Here is a 19,038-nt window from a genome sequence, read left to right on the forward strand (position 1 = left end):
TCACGCAAACCCCACCGCGGCCTTGATGGCCAGGAACAGAGCCGCGCCGATCAGCAGGTTCTTGAAGCCCACGTAGCTCAGCATGTCCATCACGCCTGCCACGCGGTACTGGTCGCGCCACCAGGGGCCGTCTTTCACATAACGCTTGCCCGACAGGCGGATCAGCACCTCGTACATGCTCCAGCCAAACCACCAGCCGATGATGGCGCCGGACGATAGCGTGCCCATGGCGGTCATTACCCAGGCCACGCTGGCGGCCACGGCGAGCGAGAAGCCAGCGACCTGCAGCGCGCGCCGCGACGCCCAGCCCTCGCGGCTCCAGGGCCACAGGTGGTCCACCAGCTCCAGCCACATCCAGCGCAGGCCGCGTGCATTGGCCTTGTGCTGTGGATGTGCCGGTGGTGTGGGCATGCGTGGGTCGGGGCCTTTGGCGGCCTTGGCGGCGATCTGGTCTTCCACGGTGGCGGGGTAGATCGGGATGAAGTAGCCGTTGGCGCCGATGGGCGTGATGGCCAGGCCATCCTTTTCGCGGCGCTTGCGCTCCTTGGCCAGGGGCGGGCAGCCCTTGGTGTCGGTATAGAGAATCATGCAATCGAGGCAGTGCAGGCACTCGCGGTGGTCGATGCGGCCCTCGGCATCGATCGCCTGCGCGCCGCAGCCCACGGCGCAGGCCTTGCAGCTGTTGCAGTCCTGCTTGCGCTTGAGGCCAAACCAGCGGAACGTGCTGGGCATGGCCAGCGAGGCGCCCAGCGGGCACAGGTATTTGCAGTAGGGGCGCTCGATGAAGATAGAGAGTCCCAAAATTGCCGCCACGAACAGGCCAAACGGCCACGCACGGTTGGTCACGCCCACAAGGAAGGTGGTCTTGAACGGCTCCACCTCGGCCAGCTTTTCGGCCAGGCCCATCGAGAACATCGACACCAAAAGCAGTCCGAAGAAGATGGCGTACTTGAGCCATTTGAGCCGGTCGTGCCATTTTTGCGGCAGCTCGGTCTGAAAGCGCTTGAGACCCACCAGGCGTGCCACCTTGTAGATGGCTTCGGACAGCGAGCCGAAAGGGCACATCCAGCCGCAGAACAGGCCGCGCCCGAACAGGAACACGGTGACGATGATGAAGATCCAGAACAGGAAGATGAACGGGTCGGACAGGAACAGCGACCAGGTCCACTGGAACAGCAGCGAATGGAACCAGGTCAGCACCTGCGTGATGGAGGGCTGTGCCATGGCGCCAAAGCCCACGAAGACGATGGACAGCGTCCAGGCCGTGTATTTGAAGGCGTTGACCGGCCACTTGTTCTTGTGGGTGGACAGGCGCGTGAGCTTCTCGCGCAGGGCGTACACCACGGTGACGGCGATCAGCAGCACGGCGAACAGCGCGATCTCCACCGCGCGTGACTTCCACACGCGCACCCAGGGTGCGTCGGGTTCATTGATGGTGGGGCGCCCGCCCTGCAGCAGGGCGGCGGGTAGCCAGTAGGGGGTGTCGAAGCTGGTGAAGCTGCGCGTACCGGTGGCGCGGTCCACGCGGTTGCCCAGAAAACTCAGCTTCCAGGGGTAGGCGGCCGAGAACGCGGGTGAGCGGATGATGAAGATGACGGACTCGTTGTACGACGGGGCGCCCGCAGCCTCGATGCCATACAGGTTGAGCGCATCCAGGTCGCGGAAAGTGAAGGCGTCGGCCCCCTGGCGCACCTGTATCCGGTCGTAGATGCCGCCGCGCACGAAGCCCGAGCCCTTGAACGATTCCTTGCCGCCGGTGCGGATGATGAAAAGAGCGTGTTCGCCCTCCTTGAGTTGCTGGCGCAGATTGTTCCAGCCGTTGTTGCCCAGCACGCTTTTGCCCAGGTCGGGGTGGTTCAGGTCGCCGAACCACAGCTCGATGAAGGGCTCGGGGCCTTTGTCCAGCCCCACTTGCTCGGGCGCCACCCGCAGGCGCTGCACGGTGCCTTGCTGTACCAGCTCGGCCCAGGTGAGGGGTTTGCCGGTTTCGGCATAACGGGCCGGTTCGCGCACCGTGGGCGCGAGGATGCCCACCTGCCGCGCCACGGCCGAGCCCGAGGCCATCATGACCTGGTTCTGCGCGATGACAGTGACGGTGGCACCCGAAATGGCGTCGAGGCCAATCACGTCCTCATCGGGGCGTGACTGGCCGACCTCGATCTTGTCGGCCACCGATTTGCCCAGGTACTGGTCGTTGAACTTGAGCAGCGCGGATTCGGGGATGCCCAGCAGCAGGATGGGCTCGGAATGTTTGAGCACCTTCACGCCCACAAAGCGGCCCTGTGTGTCCATGCCGATCAGAGTGACCACAGGCTTGCCCGAGTAGGCGGGGGTGTCGGTGATGTCGGTGGAAAGCATGACGTAGCCCAGCAGCTTGCGCGGCTCGCTGGCGTGGTCGTAGGCCTCCACATAGGGCGGCTGGCCCTTGCGTTCAGAAAAATACGTGGCCCCCGGAAACACGTCCTTGCAGGGCACCAGGGCGCACATGTCGCGCGCGCTGGCCAGCTCTGCGGGCAGTTCGGCCTCATAAGCGCCTCCAGACGCATGGGCGCGTGGCACCAGCCAAAGGGCCAGCAACAAGGCCAGAAGAAGTGCGGCGAACCGCCGACCGAGGGATATCATGGGACTATCTTTTTGATAGCTGCTAGCGCTTATTGAATAAGCGCTAGGGGCTAATTTGATCTAAATATGGGCGCCATCTATGTAACTGGCGCGCCCCAGGCCAGGGCAGCCGAGCAAGGGCCGCCCCGCAGCGAGGGCTGCGTCCCCCTTCCCGAATCGCGCAGCGATTCGAGAGAAGGGGGATGGCGCGCAGCGCCTCAGGGGGATCGCTCCAGTCAAGCTTCCACAATCATCCGAGTGCGCATCTCCAGGTGCAGCGCATGGCAGAAGTGCGTGCAGTAGCACCAGAACACACCGGGCTTGTCGGCCACAAAACTCACCGACTTGGTCTCCAGCGGGTTCACGATGAAGTTCACGTTGTAGTTCGGGATCGCAAAGCCGTGCGTCAGGTCTTCGATCTTGTCCAGGTTGGTCAGGATCAGCGTGACCTCGTCACCCTTCTTGAGCTTGAACTCGCGCAGGCTGAACGCGGGGGCTTGCGACGTCATCTTCACGGTGACCTTCTTGCCGCTGCGGAACACGCCAGACTCCTTGGGGTCCTTGATCGCCAGTGGAGAGTCGTCCAGCGCGTACACCTGCTTGGGGCGCACCAGGTCACGCTTGAAGATGATGAAGTCATGGGGCTCGCCACGCACGGGGTGGTCGGCCACCAGCACCATCTTGTCGCCCGAGATGTCGATGAGCTGTTCGTTCTCGGGGTGCAGCGGCCCCACGGGCAGGAAACGGTCCTTGGAGAACTTGCAACCCACGGCCAGGAACTTGCCGTCGGCGGCCTTGGTTTCGGACTGCGAGGCGTTCAAGTGGCCCGGTTGGTATTGCACGTCCAGGCGGTCTACCACGTACTTGGCGGTCTTGTCGCCCGCGTGGAACTTGATGGCAGCCTCCACGTTCCACTTCACGACCTGGCTGTCCAGGAAGAGGGTGGTGTAGGCATTGCCACGGCCATCGAAGGCGGTGTGCAGCGGGCCCAGGCCCAGCTCCACTTCGGCCACGATGGCCGAGTCCAGCTTTTCGAGCTTGCCTTCGAAGTAGTCGAGCACCTTGGCCAGTTCGATCACGGTGCCGGTGGGCGAGAGCTTGCCAGCGCAGATGAAGTACTTGCCGTCGGGGCTGGCGTTCACGCCGTGGGGGTTCTTGGGCACGGACACATAGGCCGTGAGGGCCGTTTTTGGGTCCTTGTTGGCTTCGTGTGTGCCGTCCACCACGGGCACCTTGCTGCTGCCGATGGTCTTGAACTTGCCCGCCTTCACGGCGGCCTCGATGCGGGCCACGTTGAAGAACAGGCAGGCGTCGCGTTCGGCGGACATCATATCCTCGTACTTGGCGCCCATCTCCACGTTGTATTGGTTGGTGGCGGCCAGCTTGCCGTCGTACGAGGTGGCGACCAGATCGCAGTTGCCGTCGATCAGCACTTGCCAGCGCACTGCCATGGTTTCGGCATCGACGCAGCTGAACAGGGAGTGGTATTTGCTGGCGTCTTCGGTGCCCGTGTTGGGCAGGGGGATGGCGAACTCACCGCCGCAGAACACGCGCGTGGTGTAGTTGATGGCCGGGTCCACCGGGTCGGCTTTGTCCGGGAAGATGCCGTGAAAGCCCTGCACGTTGGGCAGCTTGGTGATCTTGTCGCACACGAAGTAGTCGAGGCGGATGCGCGCGATGCGGCTGTTGATCTTGTCGTTGATCCAGGCGTAGCGGCCGTCGTAGTTGCCGTCTTTGTACGAGGCATGTGTGTGGTGGGTGTCGGCCACCGTGTATTCGAGGCTGCCATCGGCCTTGGTGCCCATCACGGCCTTGGACTCATTGGTGATGCCCCAGCCCACCAGCGCGTCGGGCACGAAGCAGGGGATGCGGGTGATTTCGCGGCCGGAGGGCAGGCCCAGCACGCGCATGTCGCCGGTGTGGCCGCCGCTCCACAGGCCGTAGTAGGTGTCCAGCTCACCGGGCTTGAGGTGCACGTTGGCGCCAGCGGTTCCGTGGCTGGCTGCGGGGGCTGCAGGGGCGGGTGCTGCTGGTGCTGCAGCGCCGGGCTTTTCATTGCAGGCAGCAACGCCTGCCGTCAGCCCCACCAGGGCGGCTGTGTTGATGAAACTGCGTCGGCCCAGGCCCGTGGTTGGCAGTGGGCTGTCTTTTCTCTCGTTCATGGTTTCCTCTCTAGGGTGGCTCAGTTAAAAAGGGGTGGTGCACGTGCGGGTGGGCGCAGTGCGGCCCCTCCCGGTGCGAAAAGCCGCGCATGAAAGCGGGGCTCGAAGGGGGGTGTGGCAGCAGCGGTGGCTGCCACATGAAGGATGGGTGGCGGAGCATCGGCCGCCAGGCACAGAGGGCAGTCCAGGCTGGCCCCGCTGGTGGTGGTGGCCATGCCGTCGGCGGCTTTCACCACCAGTTGGACGCTGCCAGAGCCAGTGCAGACCAGCTCCATGCCGCGGGGGGAGACCAGGGGCGACGCCACTGCCACCCCAAGTGCCATGACAAACCATGCCAGTACCCACAGGCGCAGTGTTCGCAGGGCATGGTGGCTTTGCATGGGGTTGATAATAGATTCACATAATATGTATCAATTTGATGTGGATCATGTTTTGGCGGCGTCCGCCTCTGCCCAAAAGTGCCTCTTGCACCTACAGTCAATACGCCGGTCTGAAGAGGGCCTGGGCGCGGCCCGCGATGCTGCGGCCAGGCTCTGCCGGATAGCGATTTCAACGACAAAGAACAGGATGAATGCGATGCAAAAGAAAACCATGATGGTCGCCGTGGCGATCCTGGCCGCGCTGCTGAGCGGCTGTGGCGACAAGAAGCCCGAACCCACCTCCGCCGCCGCGCCCGCACCTGCTGCGGCGCCAGCGCCTGCCCCTGCAGCGGCCCCCGCCGTGGCAGAGAACGAACTGGGCAAGAGCGTGTTCGGCAAGACCTGCGCCATGTGCCATGCCGCTGGCGTGGCCGGTGCTCCCAAGCCCGGTGACAAGGCCGACTGGGGCCCGCGCATTGCCCAGGGCAAGGACACGCTGTACAAGCACGCGATCGAGGGCTACACCGGTGCCAAGGGCATGATGCCCGCCAAGGGCGGCGCGGCCAACCTGGCGGATGCCGACGTCAAGGCTGCCGTGGACTACATGGCCGACAAATCGCTTTGACCGGAGGCGCCATGCAGCAGCAGGCTTTTCTGCGCCCCCAGGGGCTGACACGGCGCCGCATGGCGATGGCGCTGCCCTTGCTGGGCGGCGCGTTCTGGGGCGCTGGCGCGCTGGCGGGTGAACGGGGTGCGTCTGAGCGCGCCTCGCGGCACCTGATGGGCACGCAGGTCGACATGGTGGCCGAGGGGGCCGACGGCCCGCTGTTGCGCCAGGCCATGGACAAGGCCTACGCGGAGATGCACAGGCTGGAGGCGCTCATGAGCCGCTACCAGCAGCAGAGTGTGGTCAGCCGCATCAACATGGCGGCGGGCATCACGCCTGTGGCGGTGCCGCCCGAGGTCATGGCCGTGCTGCAAAGCGCGCAGCGCGTGTCGGCCGCAAGCCGTGGCGCTTTTGACGTGACCGTGGGTGCCTTCAAGTCCTGGAACTTTGGCCCGGGCGAGAAGACGGTGCCGGGCGCGGGCGAGATCGCGCGGCAGTTGCCGCTGGTCGATGCGCGCGGCCTGGTGCTGGATGTGCAGGCGGGCACGGCCTTCCTGGCGCGCCAGGGCATGGCGCTGGACCTGGGAGGGATCGCCAAGCTCCCGATCCTGGAAGCGGGCTTGTGGGTGCTGCGCTCGCAAGGCATCGAGAACGCCATGGTCAACGGCGGTGGCGATGTGCTGACCCAGGGGCTGTGGCAGGGCCGACCCTGGCGTGTGGGCTTGCGCGATCCGCGTGCGCCCGAGCGCCTGCTCGGTGTGGTGTCCGTGGCAGGCACGGGTGTGGTTGCCTCGTCGGGCGACTATGAGCGTTTCTTCTTCCACCAAGGGCAGCGCCAACACCATGTGCTCAATCCGCGCACGGGCCGCCCGTCCACGGGCGTGCATGGCGTGAGCCTGGTGGCGCGGGAGGTGGCGGCGGTCAACGGCCTGGGCGCCGCGCTGATGGTGCGGGGGCCGCAGGCGGGCAGGGCGCTGGCGCAGCAGCATATGCCGGGCCTGGCGGTGCTGATCGCGGGGCAGGATGGCGGCGTTTGGCAGTCGGCGGCCATGTCGGCTTTGCTGGAGCCGGTGCCGACCTGACTGTTTTGTTTAGCCGGGCGCCTGGGCTTGTTCGCAGTGCACCTGCAGCAGTTCGCGCTCGGCGAGCGTCGCGCCAAAGCGCACGGCGCTCAGGCAGCCGCCCCACACGCAGCCGGTGTCCAGCCCCAGCAGATGGCTGCGGTCGAGCCAGCCCAGCGTGGACCAATGTCCAAACGCCACCAGCGTGTCGGCGGTGCGCCGCCCAGGCACGTCGAACCAGGGCATCAGGTCGGGGGGCGCCGCGCTGGCGCTTTCGGTGCTTTCAAAATCCATCACGCCGCTGGCTGAACAGAACCGCAACCGGGTGAGCGCGTTCACGATCACCCGCAGGCGCTCGGTGCCCGCCAGATCGTCGTGCCAGTGGTCGGGCGTGTTGCCATACATCGTTTGCAGAAAATCGGGCAGATCGGGGCCGCGCAACACCGCATGCACCTCGTCGGCACGCGCCAAGGTGTCGGCGGCCGACCAGGCGGGCAGCACACCGGCGTGCACCATCAGCAGGGGCTGCCCCGCGTGCATGTGTGTGCGGACCAGGGGCTGCTGGCGCACCCAGTCGAGCAGTGCATCGCGGTCGGGGGCGTCCAGCACGCTGCCCAGCGTATCGCGCCGCGAGGGCTTGCGCGCACCGTGTGCGGTGGCCAGCAGGTGCAGGTCGTGGTTGCCCAGCAGGCAGCGGATGGCGTCGCCGTGGCGCATGCTGCGGCGCAACACAGCGGCCGAGTCAGGCCCTCGGTTGACCAGATCGCCCAACAGATAAACCGTGTCGCGGCTGGCAGAAAAGCCGATGATGTCCAGCAAACGGCCCAGGGCAATGTCGCAACCCTGGATGTCGCCTATGCAGTAAAGAGACATGAAGTAAGGTTAATGAAAGAAAACATGGATTTTCTGCTGACTGGGCGGTGTCTCACGCATTCAGAAGGTGGCTCCATCAGCATCTTTGCCGGGTTTTGATGGCATAGGACAGGCGTATCCAGTGCCTTTGAAAAGAAATCAACCAGACCCTCAAAACTGCGCTCTTGTATTCGGGTAGGGCGAATATGGCCCTTCTTATCTTTAGTTTTCTATGGAAATTTTTACACAGGTCTTCTCGAACTTCAGATTATTCTTATAATCGCGTGGCCCCCTCCCGTAACCAACCCCTTATCCTCTTTTCAGACACCATGACCAGCTACAAAGAACTTTTGAAGCAGCGTGAAGCCCTTGAGCAACAAATCAGCGAAGCGCGGCGCCGCGAATTGTCGGATGCAGTGTCCCAGGTTCGCGCATTGGTGGCCGAATATGGCCTGACCGCGCAGGATGTGTTTCCGGCAGGCAAGGCTGCAGGCAAAGCAGGCCGTAGCTCCACCGCTGGCACCAAGGTGGCCCCCAAGTACCGTGACCCCGCCACAGGCCAGACCTGGACCGGCCGTGGCAAGGCACCCCGCTGGATTCAAAACGAAAACCGCGAGAAGTTCGCCATTTGATGGTGCGCTTTCTCTGCTGAATAAAAAGGCCCGCTGATGCGGGCTTTTTTATTGGCGGTTGTGTGCATGGGATGCGCTGGATGGGACGGCCAAAATCTCATTGACGGAGGGATACGCGCTAAGGCATGGGAGTCAATGGCGTGGAGTACAAGGCCTGTGAGGCAAGAGGGCCAAAGAGCGAAGGGTTTTGGCACTTTCGCGGCCGTTATTTTTGTGTTTCCCCGGCCTCATCTTCGCCATTTTGTTGTTGCGCCATTTCGTGCAGCACCTGGGCGGTGAATTCATCGGCAGGAAAGAAAGACTCTACGGCCAGCTCCTGCAGCGTCACATCCACCGGGGTGCCGAATATCGTGATGGTGCTGATAAGCGACAGCATGCCGTGCACGCTTTCAAAACAAAATGGCATGACCACACCCAGCATTTCACCGGCCAAAACCAGGGGGCTGGGTTCGTCGGGGACGGGGTATTCGCGCAGTTCGGCCTGCAGGGCGATCAGGGTGGGGTCGGCCGTGGCCTGGATTTGCTGGCGCAGGCGCTCGAACAGGTGGTGGCGCCATTGCGCCAGGTTGGCAATGCGTGGTGCCAGGCCCTTTGGGTGCAGGCTCAGGCGGAACACGTTGACGGGGGGCGCGAGCAGCTCGGGGCTGACATGGGCTGCCAGCAGGGCCTGCGCGGCGCGGTTGGTGGCCACCACGTTCCAGCAGCGGTCAAGTGCGAGGGCGGGGCAGGGCTCGTGGCCTTTGAGTACCAACTCCACTGCCTGGCGGGCGGATGCCAGTGCCGGATCGTCCAGCGCACGTTCGCGGTACATCGGCGCATAGCCTGCTGCCACCAGCAAGGCGTTGCGTTCGCGCAGCGGGATGGCCAGGCGCTCGCACAGGCGCAGCACCATGTCGCGGCTGGGGTTGGTGCGGCCGGTTTCCATGAAGCTCACATGGCGCGTGGAGATGTCCGCATCCTCGGCCAGCTCCATCTGGCTCAGGTGCCGCTGCTGGCGCCAGGTGCGCAGATGGTCGCCAAACGATGCGGGGCCCGCCGGTGCCGCGCGGTGCGGCAGGGGATGGCGCGGGGGGCGGTGCGAGGATGAGGCAGCAGTGGAGGTCATGGCCGCCATCCTAGGGTCAAACCGCGCATGGGCCATTACCTGCCAGGTCATCGACGCGCCGCGCCGGGGCGGGAACGATGGAGCCTTCTTTCTTCCACCAAGGAGCTTTTCATGTCCTCACTGATGTCTTCTCCCCGATTCCTGCGTGCCGTGGTCTGGTTCGATGCATCCACGGGTGTTCTGCTGGGCGCCCTGCATCTGCTGCTGATGGCGCCCTTGGCCGAGTGGCTGGGTTTGCCACAGGGGCTGTTGCTGGTGTCGGGCGTGATGCTGCTGGGCTACGCAACCCTGGCCACGGCGATTGCGCGGTCCGAGCCCATGCCGCGCGGCTGGCTGTGGGTGTTGATCGTGGGCAATTTTGCCTGGGCGCTGGCCTGCCTGGGGCTGTTGCTGGGCTCCGCGCTCACGCCCACCCTGCTGGGCCAGGCCTATTTGGTGGTGCATGGGGTGTCGGTGGTCGTACTGGCCGAGCTGCAGTGGATGGGCGTGCGCCGCCTGCGCACCTGGGCTGCAGCCTGACAGGCCTATTGGTTGCTATAAAAATAATAGCTATAAACGCTTGTTCATCAAGCGTTGGTGGCGATTTTTATGGGTTTATTGGGGGTGCGCGACCTGGCGTGGCGCACATGGCCCCACGATTGCACCGCTATGCAGGGCTGCCAAAATGGGCGTTATCGCCTTTCTCAGGAGTTCGCCATGGTCGCCCCACGCAAGTTGCCGCCAAAGCCCGCCCGCCACGCGTTTGCCAACACCCTCAAGAGTTTCAAGACAGCGTCTGGCAAGGAGGGCCAGTTCTATTCGCTGCCTGCACTGGCCAAACAGTTTCCCCAGATCCACAGGCTGCCGGTGTCGATCCGCATCGTGCTCGAATCGGTGCTGCGCAACTGCGATGGCCGCAAGGTGACGGCCGAGCATGTCAAAGAGTTGGCCCACTGGGCGCCCAAGGCTGAGCGCAAGGACGAGATTCCGTTCGTTGTCTCGCGTGTGGTGCTGCAGGATTTCACCGGCGTGCCGCTTTTGGCCGACCTGGCCGCCATGCGCAGCGTGGCCGCCAAGCTGGGCAAGAACCCCAAGAAGATCGAGCCGCTGGTGCCCGTGGACCTGGTGGTGGACCACTCGATCATGATCGACTACTACGGCAAGAAGAATTCGCTCGACCTGAACATGAAGCTTGAGTTCCAGCGCAACCGCGAGCGCTACGAGTTCATGAAATGGGGCATGCAGGCCTTTGACACCTTTGGCGTGGTGCCGCCGGGCTTCGGCATCGTGCACCAGGTCAACCTCGAATACCTGGCGCGCGGCGTGCACAAGCGCAAGGACAATGTCTATTACCCCGACACCCTGGTGGGCACCGACAGCCACACCACCATGATCAACGGCATCGGCGTGGTCGGCTGGGGCGTGGGCGGCATTGAGGCCGAGGCGGCCATGCTGGGCCAGCCGGTCTACTTCCTCACACCCGATGTGGTGGGCTTTGAGATGACCGGCCAACTGCGCGAAGGTGTAACGGCCACCGACCTGGTGCTCACCGTGACCGAGCTGCTGCGTAAGCACAAGGTGGTGGGTAAGTTCGTGGAGTTTTTTGGTGAAGGCACACGCACGCTGGCGTTGCCCGACCGCGCCACCATCGGCAACATGGCGCCCGAGTACGGCGCCACCATGGGCTTCTTCCCGGTGGATGAGAAGACCATCGATTACTTCAAGGGCACAGGCCGCACCAAGGGTGAGATCGAAGCCTTCGAGGCCTACTTCAAGGCCCAGGGCCTGTTCGGCGTGCCACTGGCGGGCGAGGTGGACTATTCGCAGGTCGTGACGCTGGATCTCGGCAGCGTCACCCCCAGCCTGGCTGGCCCCAAGCGCCCGCAAGACCGCATCGAACTGGGCAAGGTCAGCAGCCAGTTTGCCGACCTGTTCAGCAAGCCCAGTGCCGAAAACGGCTTCAACCAGCCGGCCGAGCGCCTGCTGCGCCGCCACCGCGTGGGCTGCGGCGAAGGCGAGGCCGCCAAGGACGCGCCCCCGCCGCAGCCGGGCGCCGAGCGCTCGGTGGTGGAAATGGTGGGCAACCGCCCCACCCTGGCCACGGCGCAGGACGATGCCGCCCAGGCCACGGCGGTGTGCGAGCTGCCCGCCGATCCCGGCAAGGCACTGACGGTTGGCAATGGCGATGTGCTGATCGCAGCGATCACCAGTTGCACCAACACCAGCAACCCCAGCGTGCTGCTGGCCGCAGGCCTTTTGGCCAAGAAGGCGGTCGAGGCGGGGCTCAAGGTGCAGCCGCACATCAAAACATCGCTGGCGCCCGGCTCGCGCATCGTTACCGAATACCTCACGCAGACGGGCCTGATGCCCTATCTGGAGAAGCTGGGCTTTGCGCTGGCGGGCTACGGCTGCACCACCTGCATCGGCAATGCGGGCGACCTCACGCCCGAGCTGAACGAGGCCATCACCCACAATGACCTGGTGTGCGCGGCCGTGCTCTCGGGCAACCGCAACTTCGAGGCGCGCATCCACCCCAACCTCAAGGCCAACTTCCTGGCCAGCCCGCCGCTGGTGGTGGCCTACGCCATCGCGGGCACGGTGCTCAAGGACTTGATGACCGATCCGGTCGGCAAGGGCAAGGGGGGCAAGGACATCTACCTGGGCGACATCTGGCCCAGCAGCGAAGAGGTTCATGCCCTGCTCAAGTTCGCGATGAACGGCAAGGCCTTCCGCGAGAACTACGCCAAGGTCGCCACCGACCCCGGCAAGCTGTGGGAGAAGATCAAGGGCGTGAGCGGCACGGCCTACACCTGGCCCGCCAGCACCTACATCGCCGAGCCACCATTCTTTGCTGATTTTGCTATCGAAAAAGGAGCTGCTAGCGCTGATGGAAAAAGCGCTGGAGGCCAAAATGATGACAAACCCGTGGCTGTGCACGGCGCCCGCATCATGGCGCTGTTTGGTGACTCCATCACCACCGACCACATCTCACCCGCAGGCTCCATCAAGGAGAGCTCGCCTGCAGGCCAGTGGCTGCTGCAGCATGGCGTGATGAAGGCCGACTTCAACAGCTATGGCGCCCGCCGAGGCAACCATGACGTGATGGTGCGTGGCACTTTTGCCAACGTGCGCATCAAGAACCTGATGATTCCGCCCCTGGCCGATGGCTCGCGCGAGGAGGGCGGGGCGACCGTGTTCCAGAACGAGGGGCCGCTGCAGGGCGAGAAGATGTTCATCTTCGACGCCGCCACGCGGTACATGGCCCAGGGCACGCCCACGGTCGTTTTTGCGGGCGAGGAGTACGGCACGGGCTCCAGCCGCGACTGGGCGGCCAAGGGCACGCAACTGCTGGGCATCAAGGCCGTGGTGGCCCGCAGCTTCGAGCGCATTCACCGCTCCAACCTGGTGGGCATGGGCGTGCTGCCGCTGCAGTTCAAGGCGGGTGATTCGTGGGAATCGCTGGGTTTGACAGGCAATGAGGTCATCGACGTGGTGCCTGATGCCGCGCTCACGCCGCAAAGCGATGCACAACTGGTCATCCGCCGCGCTGATGGCACGCTTCAGAAGGTGACGGTGACGCTGCGCATCGATACACCCATCGAGGTGGACTATTACCGGGCCGGGGGCATCCTGCCTTTTGTGCTGCGCCAGTTGCTGGAAGGCTGACGCGCTTTTAATGCGACTGCAACGGGGCTTCGGCCCCGTTTTTTTTGGAAGAAACGCGGGGAGTGCTGAGATGTGCAAGGGGTTTTTGTTATTTCTTTACACGTAGATACACTGATGGCGTACCACTGCATTCACCACTGATTCAGCCGACCTTATCTTCCCTCTTTCTATGTCCACCAACCAGCCCCCGCCTGCGCGACCCTCCCCGTCGGACGCGCCCGCCGTCACGGTGGTGCTGGTGGTGGCGGTGCTGGCCCTGGTGATCCTGCCCCTGGTGCGCATGTTGGGCGACGGGGCGGGCGCGCAACACGGCCTTGAGCCGCTGCTGGAGCTGGCAGCCGTGCTGCTGGGGCTGCTGGTGGTGTCGGTGTCGCTGCATGCCCTGGATTCGCATGAGCAGGCCCGTGCCAATGTGCTCGTGGCGGGGTTCGGGGTGGCCGCAGCCTGTAATTTTTTGCATGGAGTGGTGGCGCACTCGACCCCGGTGCACATGCCCGAAGGCAGTGCAGGCATCTCTTTGTGGCTGAGCACCTGGGCACGGGTGGCCGAGGTCGTGACCCTGGGGCTTGCAGCCATGCGCCTGTCCGCGCCGGGCGCTCCCAGGGCTTGGTTGGCGGTTGCGGGGGCCATCACGCTGGGGGTGATTGCAACGGCCATGGGGATTTTGCCGGAGTGGCTGGCCCAGGCCGCTGGTGGCGTGCTGCGCCGAGGGTTGGCGTTTGTGCTGGCACTTGCGCTGGCGGCAATCGCCGTGGTGTTGTATCGCCGCGCCCTCCGCCATGGCGACAAACACAGCGACCGTCTTTTTGCCTGGGCTGCCATGGCTTTTGCGTGTGGTGAACTCACCGTGGGGGCGCTGGGTGGGCACGCGTCCATCGGCGGCCCGCTGGCCCATGGATTTCGGGTGCTTGCCTATGCGTTGCTGTACCAGGCGGTGTTTGACGTTGGCATTCGCAGGCCCTTTGCCCGCGTCAAGAAGACGGAACGCCGCCTGCGCGAGAGTGAGAGCCGGCTCTCGCTGCTGGGGCGCAACCTGCCCCATAGCGTCTTGTTCCAGGTGGTGCGCGAACTCGATGGGCGCGCGCATTTCGCGCACATGGGCGATGCCATTGAGCGGCTCAACGGGGTTCGTGTAGAGGATGTGCTGAACGACTCGGAGGTGCTTTACAGACAGGTGCTGGCGGAAGACATCGACCGCCTGCGAGAGGCTGAAAGAAACTCATTTTTGACCATGAGCAGCATGGAGGCGGCCTTTCGCATGCGCCGGACCGACGGCCAGGTGCGCTGGATGCACCTGAGCTCATCGCCCCGCCTGCTCGAAGATGGCCGCGTGCTGTGGGACGGGGTGCAGACCGACATCACCGTCCACCGCCAGGCCGAGGAGGCCGCGCGTGCCCAGGAGGCACTTTTGGCCAGCATGCTGCGCCTGGTGCCCGGCGGGGTGGCGCGGCTCGACCGCGACCTGCGCGTGCTGTATGTGAACGAGCAACAGGCGCGTTGGTTGTACAAGACCCCAGAGGAGATACAGGGTCGGCGCTTGCAGGATGTGATTCCGCACGAAGTGTTTGCGCGCATGCAGCCCCACCTCGAAAAAGCCTTTGCCGGAGAGACGGCGGTTTTTGAGAACCGCATCCCTGGGCGGGATGGCATGCAGTACCGCCACACCACCGTCGCCCCCGAAGCCGTCACCGGGGTGGGCACCCCGGCGGTGGTGGTGTTTGCCTACGATCTGACGGCGCTCAAGCGTGCCGAGGAGGAACTGGCCCAGCAAAAGACGCAACTGGCCCGTGTGGTCAGCGCCATGCCGGACCTGGTGTTCCTCAAGGATGCCGAGGGCGTGTATTTGTCGGTCAATCCTGTATTCGAGCGTTTTGCTGGCCGTCCCGAGCGCCAGATCGTGGGTTGCAATGACTACGATCTGGTGGGGCCCGCGCAGGCCGATCGTTTTCGCAAATACGACCAACGCGCCATGCAGGCCTGGCAGCCCCTGGTGTATGAAGAGACGCTCACATTTGCCGAAGATGGCTACCAGGGCCAGTTCGAAACCATCAAGACCCCCATCCGCGACCTGCATGGCCGCGTGACCGGCGTGCTGGGCGTGTGCCGCGACATCACAGACCGCAAGCGAGCAGAACAAGAGATCGAACGCCTGGCGTTCTACGACGCCCTGACCGGCCTGCCCAACCGGCGCCTGCTGCTCGATCGCCTGCAACGCTCCATCGCCGCCTGCCAGCGCACCAAGAACCTCGGGGCCCTCTTGTTCATCGACCTCGACAACTTCAAAGACCTCAACGACACCCTGGGCCACGACATGGGCGACCAGCTCCTGGCCCAGGTCGCCACCCGCCTGGTGGCCAGCGTGCGCGAAGCCGACACCGTCGCCCGCTTTGGCGGCGACGAATTCGTCGTCATGCTCGAAGCCCTGGCCCCCGACCTGCAGCAAGCGGCCAGCCAGGCGGAAAACGTCGCAGAAAAACTCCTGGCCAGCCTGAACCAGCCCTTTGACCTGCACGGCGGCCAACACTACAGCACCCCCAGCATCGGCATCACCCTGTACGGAGACGAACGCCTCACCGTCGACGAACTGCTCAAACGCGCAGACCTGGCCATGTACCAGGCCAAAGCCGCAGGGCGCAACACCCAACGCTTCTTTGACCCCGACATGCAAGCGGCCGTCAACGCCCGCTCCAACCTGGAAGCCGACCTGCGCCAAGGCCTGGCACGCGGGGAACTCCTCGTGCACTACCAGCCCGTCGTAGACCACCACGCCCGCCTCATGGGCGCAGAAGCCCTGGTGCGCTGGCGCCACCCAGAGCGCGGCATGATCAGCCCCGGCGACTTCATCCCCCTGGCAGAACAAACCGGCCTCATCCTGCCCCTGGGCCAATACGTGCTGCAAACCGCCTGCGAACAACTACAGCGCTGGAGCCAACACGAAAGCACCGCCCAACTTTCCATCTCCGTGAACGTCAGCGCCCGCCAATTCAGGCAACCGGGCTTCGTGGCCGAAGTCCTGCAAACCCTGCAAAGCCACAACGCAGATCCGAGAAACCTCAAACTCGAACTCACGGAAAGCCTGCTCTTGGGAGACATCGAAGACACCATCGCACGCATGGTCCAGCTCAAAAGCGAAGGCGTGGGGTTTGCGCTCGACGACTTTGGCACCGGCTACTCCTCCCTCTCCTACCTCAAGCGGCTGCCGCTGGACCAGGTCAAGATCGACCAAAGCTTTGTGCGGGACGTGCTGGCGGATCCGAACGACGCGGCGATCGTGAGGACGATACTGGCGCTGGCCAAGAGCCTGGACCTGGAGGTGGTGGCAGAGGGGGTGGAGACGACGGGGCAGCTGAGCTTTTTGAGGCTGCATGGGTGTGAGGGGTTTCAGGGGTATCTTTTTGGACGGCCGGTCCCTGTGGATGCTTTCTTACGTGAGCACCAGCTGGGATCCACGTCCAAGCCTTTGGTCGCCGTACTGGAGGGACTCAAGCCATGAAAAGCGTGGGTGTTCTTTGGGTGGATATCGACGCGCAGCATGTTTCGGCTGCGCGCGATCTCATGGCCGAGCGCCACCCCGGCTGGCGGGTCGTGCACAGCCCGACCCCCGAAACAGCGGCAGCGCCTCTGGCATCGCAGCCCTGGGACGTTGTGGTGCTGTGCCTCAAACCCTCCGACAAGGAATTGCCCAGCCTGCTGGAGCTGTGCGCGGGCCGCCCGGTGCTGATGTGCATCGACGCCATGCAGGAAGCCCTGGCCGCACGGGCCTTTCGCTGTGGGCTGGGCGACTACGTGCTGCGTGAGCCTGATGGGGTCTCGCACCTGAGCGATCTGCTCAACAGCCTGGTGGCCCTGGTGCAGAGCGACAAAGGCAAGGACCAGCCGGTGCGCATGGTGGATGCCCGCGTCTGGCAAGAGGCGCTGAAGATGTTGCAAGAGCATCGCACGGCGCTGCAAGCCACGCTGGCCAGCATGAGCCAGGGCATCTTCAAGACAGACCCTGAAGGACGCATCACCGTCTACAACCAGCGCGTGCTGGAGCTGCTCGACCTGCCCGAATCTCTGATGGCCTCGCGCCCCACACTGGCCGACCTGACCTGCATACAGGCGGAGCGGGGCGATTTTGGCGATGGGTACAGCCTGGTGGACCGGCGTGGTTTTGACTACGTGTCCCACGGCGCCAAGTCTGCGGCGCCCCCGCTGTACTGGCGCACCACGCGCGATGGCCAGACGTACGAGGTGCGCACCACCACGCTGGACGACGGCAGCTTGGTGCGCACCTTTGCCGATGTGAGCGATTACGTGCGCGTGGAAAACGAACTGCGCGAAAGCGAAGCGCGGTTCAGGTCACTGAGCGACCTGTCGTCCGACTGGTACTGGGAGCACGATGCCGAAGGCCGTTTTGTGCAGTTGGCGGGTGATCTGAGCGTCAACGGCATTCCGCTGCCGAACGTGCTGGGGCGCACGCGCTGGGAGCTCGGCGCGCTCAACATGACCGGGACCGACTGGGATGCCCACCGCGCGGTGTTGGCTGCGCACCAGCCGTTTCGCGACCTGGAGTTGCAGCGCGAGCGACCGGATGGCAGCACGCACTGGATATCGATCAGCGGCGTGCCGGTGTTTGACGCCAAGGGCGCCTTGCGCGGCTACCGGGGCGTGGGCCGCGACATCACAGAGCGCAAAGAGGTGGAATTCAAGATCGAGCGCCTGGCGTTCTATGACGCCCTGACCGGCCTGCCCAACCGCCGTCTGCTGGCCGACCGCTTGCAGCACGCCACGCGGATGGTGGCGCGCTCGGAGGGCCAGGGCGCCCTGCTGTTCATCGACCTTGACAACTTCAAGGACCTGAACGACACCCTGGGCCATGACACGGGCGACCAATTGCTGGTACAGGTGGCGCATCGCCTGAAAGAGTGCGTGCGTGAAGCCGACACCGTGGCCCGCTTTGGCGGGGACGAATTCGTGGTGCTGGTGGAAGGGCTCAGCGCAGACGATGCACACGCCAGCGCCGAGGCCGCGCTGGTGGCCAGCCACATCGCCGCCACGCTGGGCAAACCTTATACCTTGGGCGAGTCCAGCCACCACAGCACGCCCAGCATCGGGATTGCGCTGTTTGGCCAGCAAACCGTCAGCGCGGACGAACTGCTCAAACAGGCCGATTTGGCCATGTACCAGGCCAAGGCTGCGGGCCGCAACACCCAGCGGTTCTTCGACCCCGACATGCAGGCCGCCGTCAGCAACCGCTCGGCCCTGGAGGCCGACCTGCGCCGAGGCCTGCAAGAGAAAGAGCTGGTGCTTTATTACCAGCCGGTGGTGGACGGCAAGGGCCGCCTGCTGGGTGCCGAGGCGCTGGTGCGCTGGCTGCACCCGCGCCGGGGCATGGTGTCACCGGCAGAGTTCATCCCGCTGGCGGAGCAAACAGGGCTCATCCTGCCGCTGGGCCAGTGGGTGCTGGAATCCGCCTGCAGGCAGCTTGTGGCCTGGTCGCGCAGCGCGCTCACGCGGCAGTTCTTCCTGTCGGTGAATGTGAGCGTGCGCCAGTTCCGCCAGCCTGATTTTGTGGAGCAGGTGCTGGGCGCCCTGGACGCCACGGGCGCCAACCCCGAACGCCTCAAGCTCGAACTCACCGAGAGCCTGCTGATGGCCGATGTCGAGGACATCATCGCGCGCATGGAGCATCTGCGCCGCTATGGCGTGAGTTTTTCGCTCGACGACTTCGGCACGGGCTACTCATCACTCAGCTACCTCAAGCGCCTGCCGCTCGACCAGCTCAAGATCGACAAGAGCTTTGTGAGCGACCTGCAGACCGACCCCAACGACGCCGCCATCGTGCGCACCATCCTGGCCTTGGCCGACAGCCTGGATCTGGGCGTGGTGGCTGAAGGTGTGGAGACCACGGGGCAGCTCGAATTTCTGCAACGCCACGGCTGCAAGGCCTTCCAGGGCTACCTTTTCGGCCGCCCCATGCCGCCCGAGGTGCTGGAGAGGGCGCTGCGGCCTGCGCTGTGACAAAAGCGGGC

Annotated in this window: 12 protein-coding genes; 7 read left to right on the top strand and 5 right to left on the bottom strand. The window is 64.5% G+C overall.

Annotated elements, in window-relative coordinates; genetic code table 11:
• The 3 genes from Q0105_RS13175 to Q0105_RS13185 all read right to left on the bottom strand — a co-directional run bounded on the left by Q0105_RS13175 (nt 1) and on the right by Q0105_RS13185 (nt 5,143).
• On the bottom strand, nt 1-2,622 hold the full coding sequence (locus tag Q0105_RS13175; RefSeq protein WP_298212506.1) for a NosR/NirI family protein: 2,622 nt from the start codon (nt 2,620-2,622) through the stop codon (nt 1-3).
• 215 nt (nt 2,623-2,837) lie between these two features.
• Nucleotides 2,838-4,763, bottom strand: a complete 1,926-nt coding sequence (nosZ, locus tag Q0105_RS13180; protein WP_298212507.1) for a TAT-dependent nitrous-oxide reductase — start codon at nt 4,761-4,763, stop codon at nt 2,838-2,840.
• A gap of 20 nt (nt 4,764-4,783) precedes the next feature.
• Nucleotides 4,784-5,143: a DUF2946 family protein gene (locus Q0105_RS13185; RefSeq protein WP_298212508.1), complete on the bottom strand. Its 360-nt coding sequence runs from the start codon at nt 5,141-5,143 to the stop codon at nt 4,784-4,786.
• 196 nt (nt 5,144-5,339) lie between these two features.
• Between Q0105_RS13185 and Q0105_RS13190 the strand changes: the two genes are divergently transcribed.
• Together Q0105_RS13190 and Q0105_RS13195 are read left to right on the top strand one after the other, a co-directional pair.
• Nucleotides 5,340-5,747 carry a c-type cytochrome gene (locus tag Q0105_RS13190; RefSeq protein WP_298212510.1) on the top strand — a complete coding sequence of 136 codons (408 nt, stop codon included), beginning with the start codon at nt 5,340-5,342 and terminating at the stop codon, nt 5,745-5,747.
• A gap of 11 nt (nt 5,748-5,758) precedes the next feature.
• Nucleotides 5,759-6,811: an FAD:protein FMN transferase gene (locus tag Q0105_RS13195; protein ID WP_298212512.1), complete on the top strand. Its 1,053-nt coding sequence runs from the start codon at nt 5,759-5,761 to the stop codon at nt 6,809-6,811.
• Nucleotides 6,812-6,820: 9 nt separating this feature from the next.
• Here Q0105_RS13195 and Q0105_RS13200 read toward each other — a convergent pair whose 3' ends face one another.
• Nucleotides 6,821-7,663: a symmetrical bis(5'-nucleosyl)-tetraphosphatase gene (locus Q0105_RS13200; RefSeq protein WP_298212514.1), complete on the bottom strand. Its 843-nt coding sequence runs from the start codon at nt 7,661-7,663 to the stop codon at nt 6,821-6,823.
• A gap of 308 nt (nt 7,664-7,971) precedes the next feature.
• On the opposite strand from Q0105_RS13200, the gene Q0105_RS13205 reads away from it, so the two are divergent.
• A complete protein-coding gene (locus Q0105_RS13205; protein WP_298212516.1) occupies nt 7,972-8,274 on the top strand; it encodes an H-NS histone family protein in 303 nt (100 codons plus the stop codon).
• A 205-nt stretch (nt 8,275-8,479) separates the two neighbouring features.
• Here Q0105_RS13205 and Q0105_RS13210 read toward each other — a convergent pair whose 3' ends face one another.
• Complete coding sequence (locus Q0105_RS13210; RefSeq protein ID WP_298212518.1) at nt 8,480-9,379, bottom strand: helix-turn-helix transcriptional regulator; 900 nt, start codon at nt 9,377-9,379, stop codon at nt 8,480-8,482.
• A gap of 111 nt (nt 9,380-9,490) precedes the next feature.
• On the opposite strand from Q0105_RS13210, the gene Q0105_RS13215 reads away from it, so the two are divergent.
• The 4 genes from Q0105_RS13215 (at nt 9,491) to Q0105_RS13230 (ending at nt 19,027) form a co-directional block, all read left to right on the top strand.
• Nucleotides 9,491-9,898, top strand: a complete 408-nt coding sequence (locus Q0105_RS13215) for a hypothetical protein (protein WP_298212519.1) — start codon at nt 9,491-9,493, stop codon at nt 9,896-9,898.
• Nucleotides 9,899-10,075: 177 nt separating this feature from the next.
• On the top strand, nt 10,076-13,024 hold the full coding sequence (locus Q0105_RS13220; protein WP_298212521.1) for an aconitate hydratase: 2,949 nt from the start codon (nt 10,076-10,078) through the stop codon (nt 13,022-13,024).
• A gap of 169 nt (nt 13,025-13,193) precedes the next feature.
• Nucleotides 13,194-16,517, top strand: coding sequence for an EAL domain-containing protein (locus Q0105_RS13225; protein WP_298212523.1), 3,324 nt, complete (start codon nt 13,194-13,196; stop codon nt 16,515-16,517).
• Nucleotides 16,514-19,027 carry an EAL domain-containing protein gene (locus Q0105_RS13230; RefSeq protein WP_298212525.1) on the top strand — a complete coding sequence of 838 codons (2,514 nt, stop codon included), beginning with the start codon at nt 16,514-16,516 and terminating at the stop codon, nt 19,025-19,027. Before Q0105_RS13225 ends, Q0105_RS13230 begins: the two co-directional genes overlap by 4 nt.
• Nucleotides 19,028-19,038 lie beyond the last annotated feature (11 nt).

The sequence above is a fragment of the Acidovorax sp. genome (genome assembly GCF_027492855.1).
Classification (GTDB): Bacteria; Pseudomonadota; Gammaproteobacteria; order Burkholderiales; family Burkholderiaceae_C; genus Acidovorax.

Coding starts and splice junctions, on each gene's coding strand:
- Q0105_RS13215 (WP_298212519.1), top strand. CDS start 9,491: ATGTCCTCACTGATGTCTTCTCCCCGATTCCTGCGTGCCGTGGTCTGG.
- Q0105_RS13190 (WP_298212510.1), top strand. CDS start 5,340: ATGCAAAAGAAAACCATGATGGTCGCCGTGGCGATCCTGGCCGCGCTG.
- Q0105_RS13230 (WP_298212525.1), top strand. CDS start 16,514: ATGAAAAGCGTGGGTGTTCTTTGGGTGGATATCGACGCGCAGCATGTT.
- Q0105_RS13210 (WP_298212518.1), bottom strand. CDS start 9,379: ATGACCTCCACTGCTGCCTCATCCTCGCACCGCCCCCCGCGCCATCCC.
- Q0105_RS13195 (WP_298212512.1), top strand. CDS start 5,759: ATGCAGCAGCAGGCTTTTCTGCGCCCCCAGGGGCTGACACGGCGCCGC.
- Q0105_RS13185 (WP_298212508.1), bottom strand. CDS start 5,143: ATGCAAAGCCACCATGCCCTGCGAACACTGCGCCTGTGGGTACTGGCA.
- Q0105_RS13205 (WP_298212516.1), top strand. CDS start 7,972: ATGACCAGCTACAAAGAACTTTTGAAGCAGCGTGAAGCCCTTGAGCAA.
- Q0105_RS13200 (WP_298212514.1), bottom strand. CDS start 7,663: ATGTCTCTTTACTGCATAGGCGACATCCAGGGTTGCGACATTGCCCTG.
- nosZ (WP_298212507.1), bottom strand. CDS start 4,763: ATGAACGAGAGAAAAGACAGCCCACTGCCAACCACGGGCCTGGGCCGA.
- Q0105_RS13175 (WP_298212506.1), bottom strand. CDS start 2,622: ATGATATCCCTCGGTCGGCGGTTCGCCGCACTTCTTCTGGCCTTGTTG.
- Q0105_RS13220 (WP_298212521.1), top strand. CDS start 10,076: ATGGTCGCCCCACGCAAGTTGCCGCCAAAGCCCGCCCGCCACGCGTTT.
- Q0105_RS13225 (WP_298212523.1), top strand. CDS start 13,194: ATGTCCACCAACCAGCCCCCGCCTGCGCGACCCTCCCCGTCGGACGCG.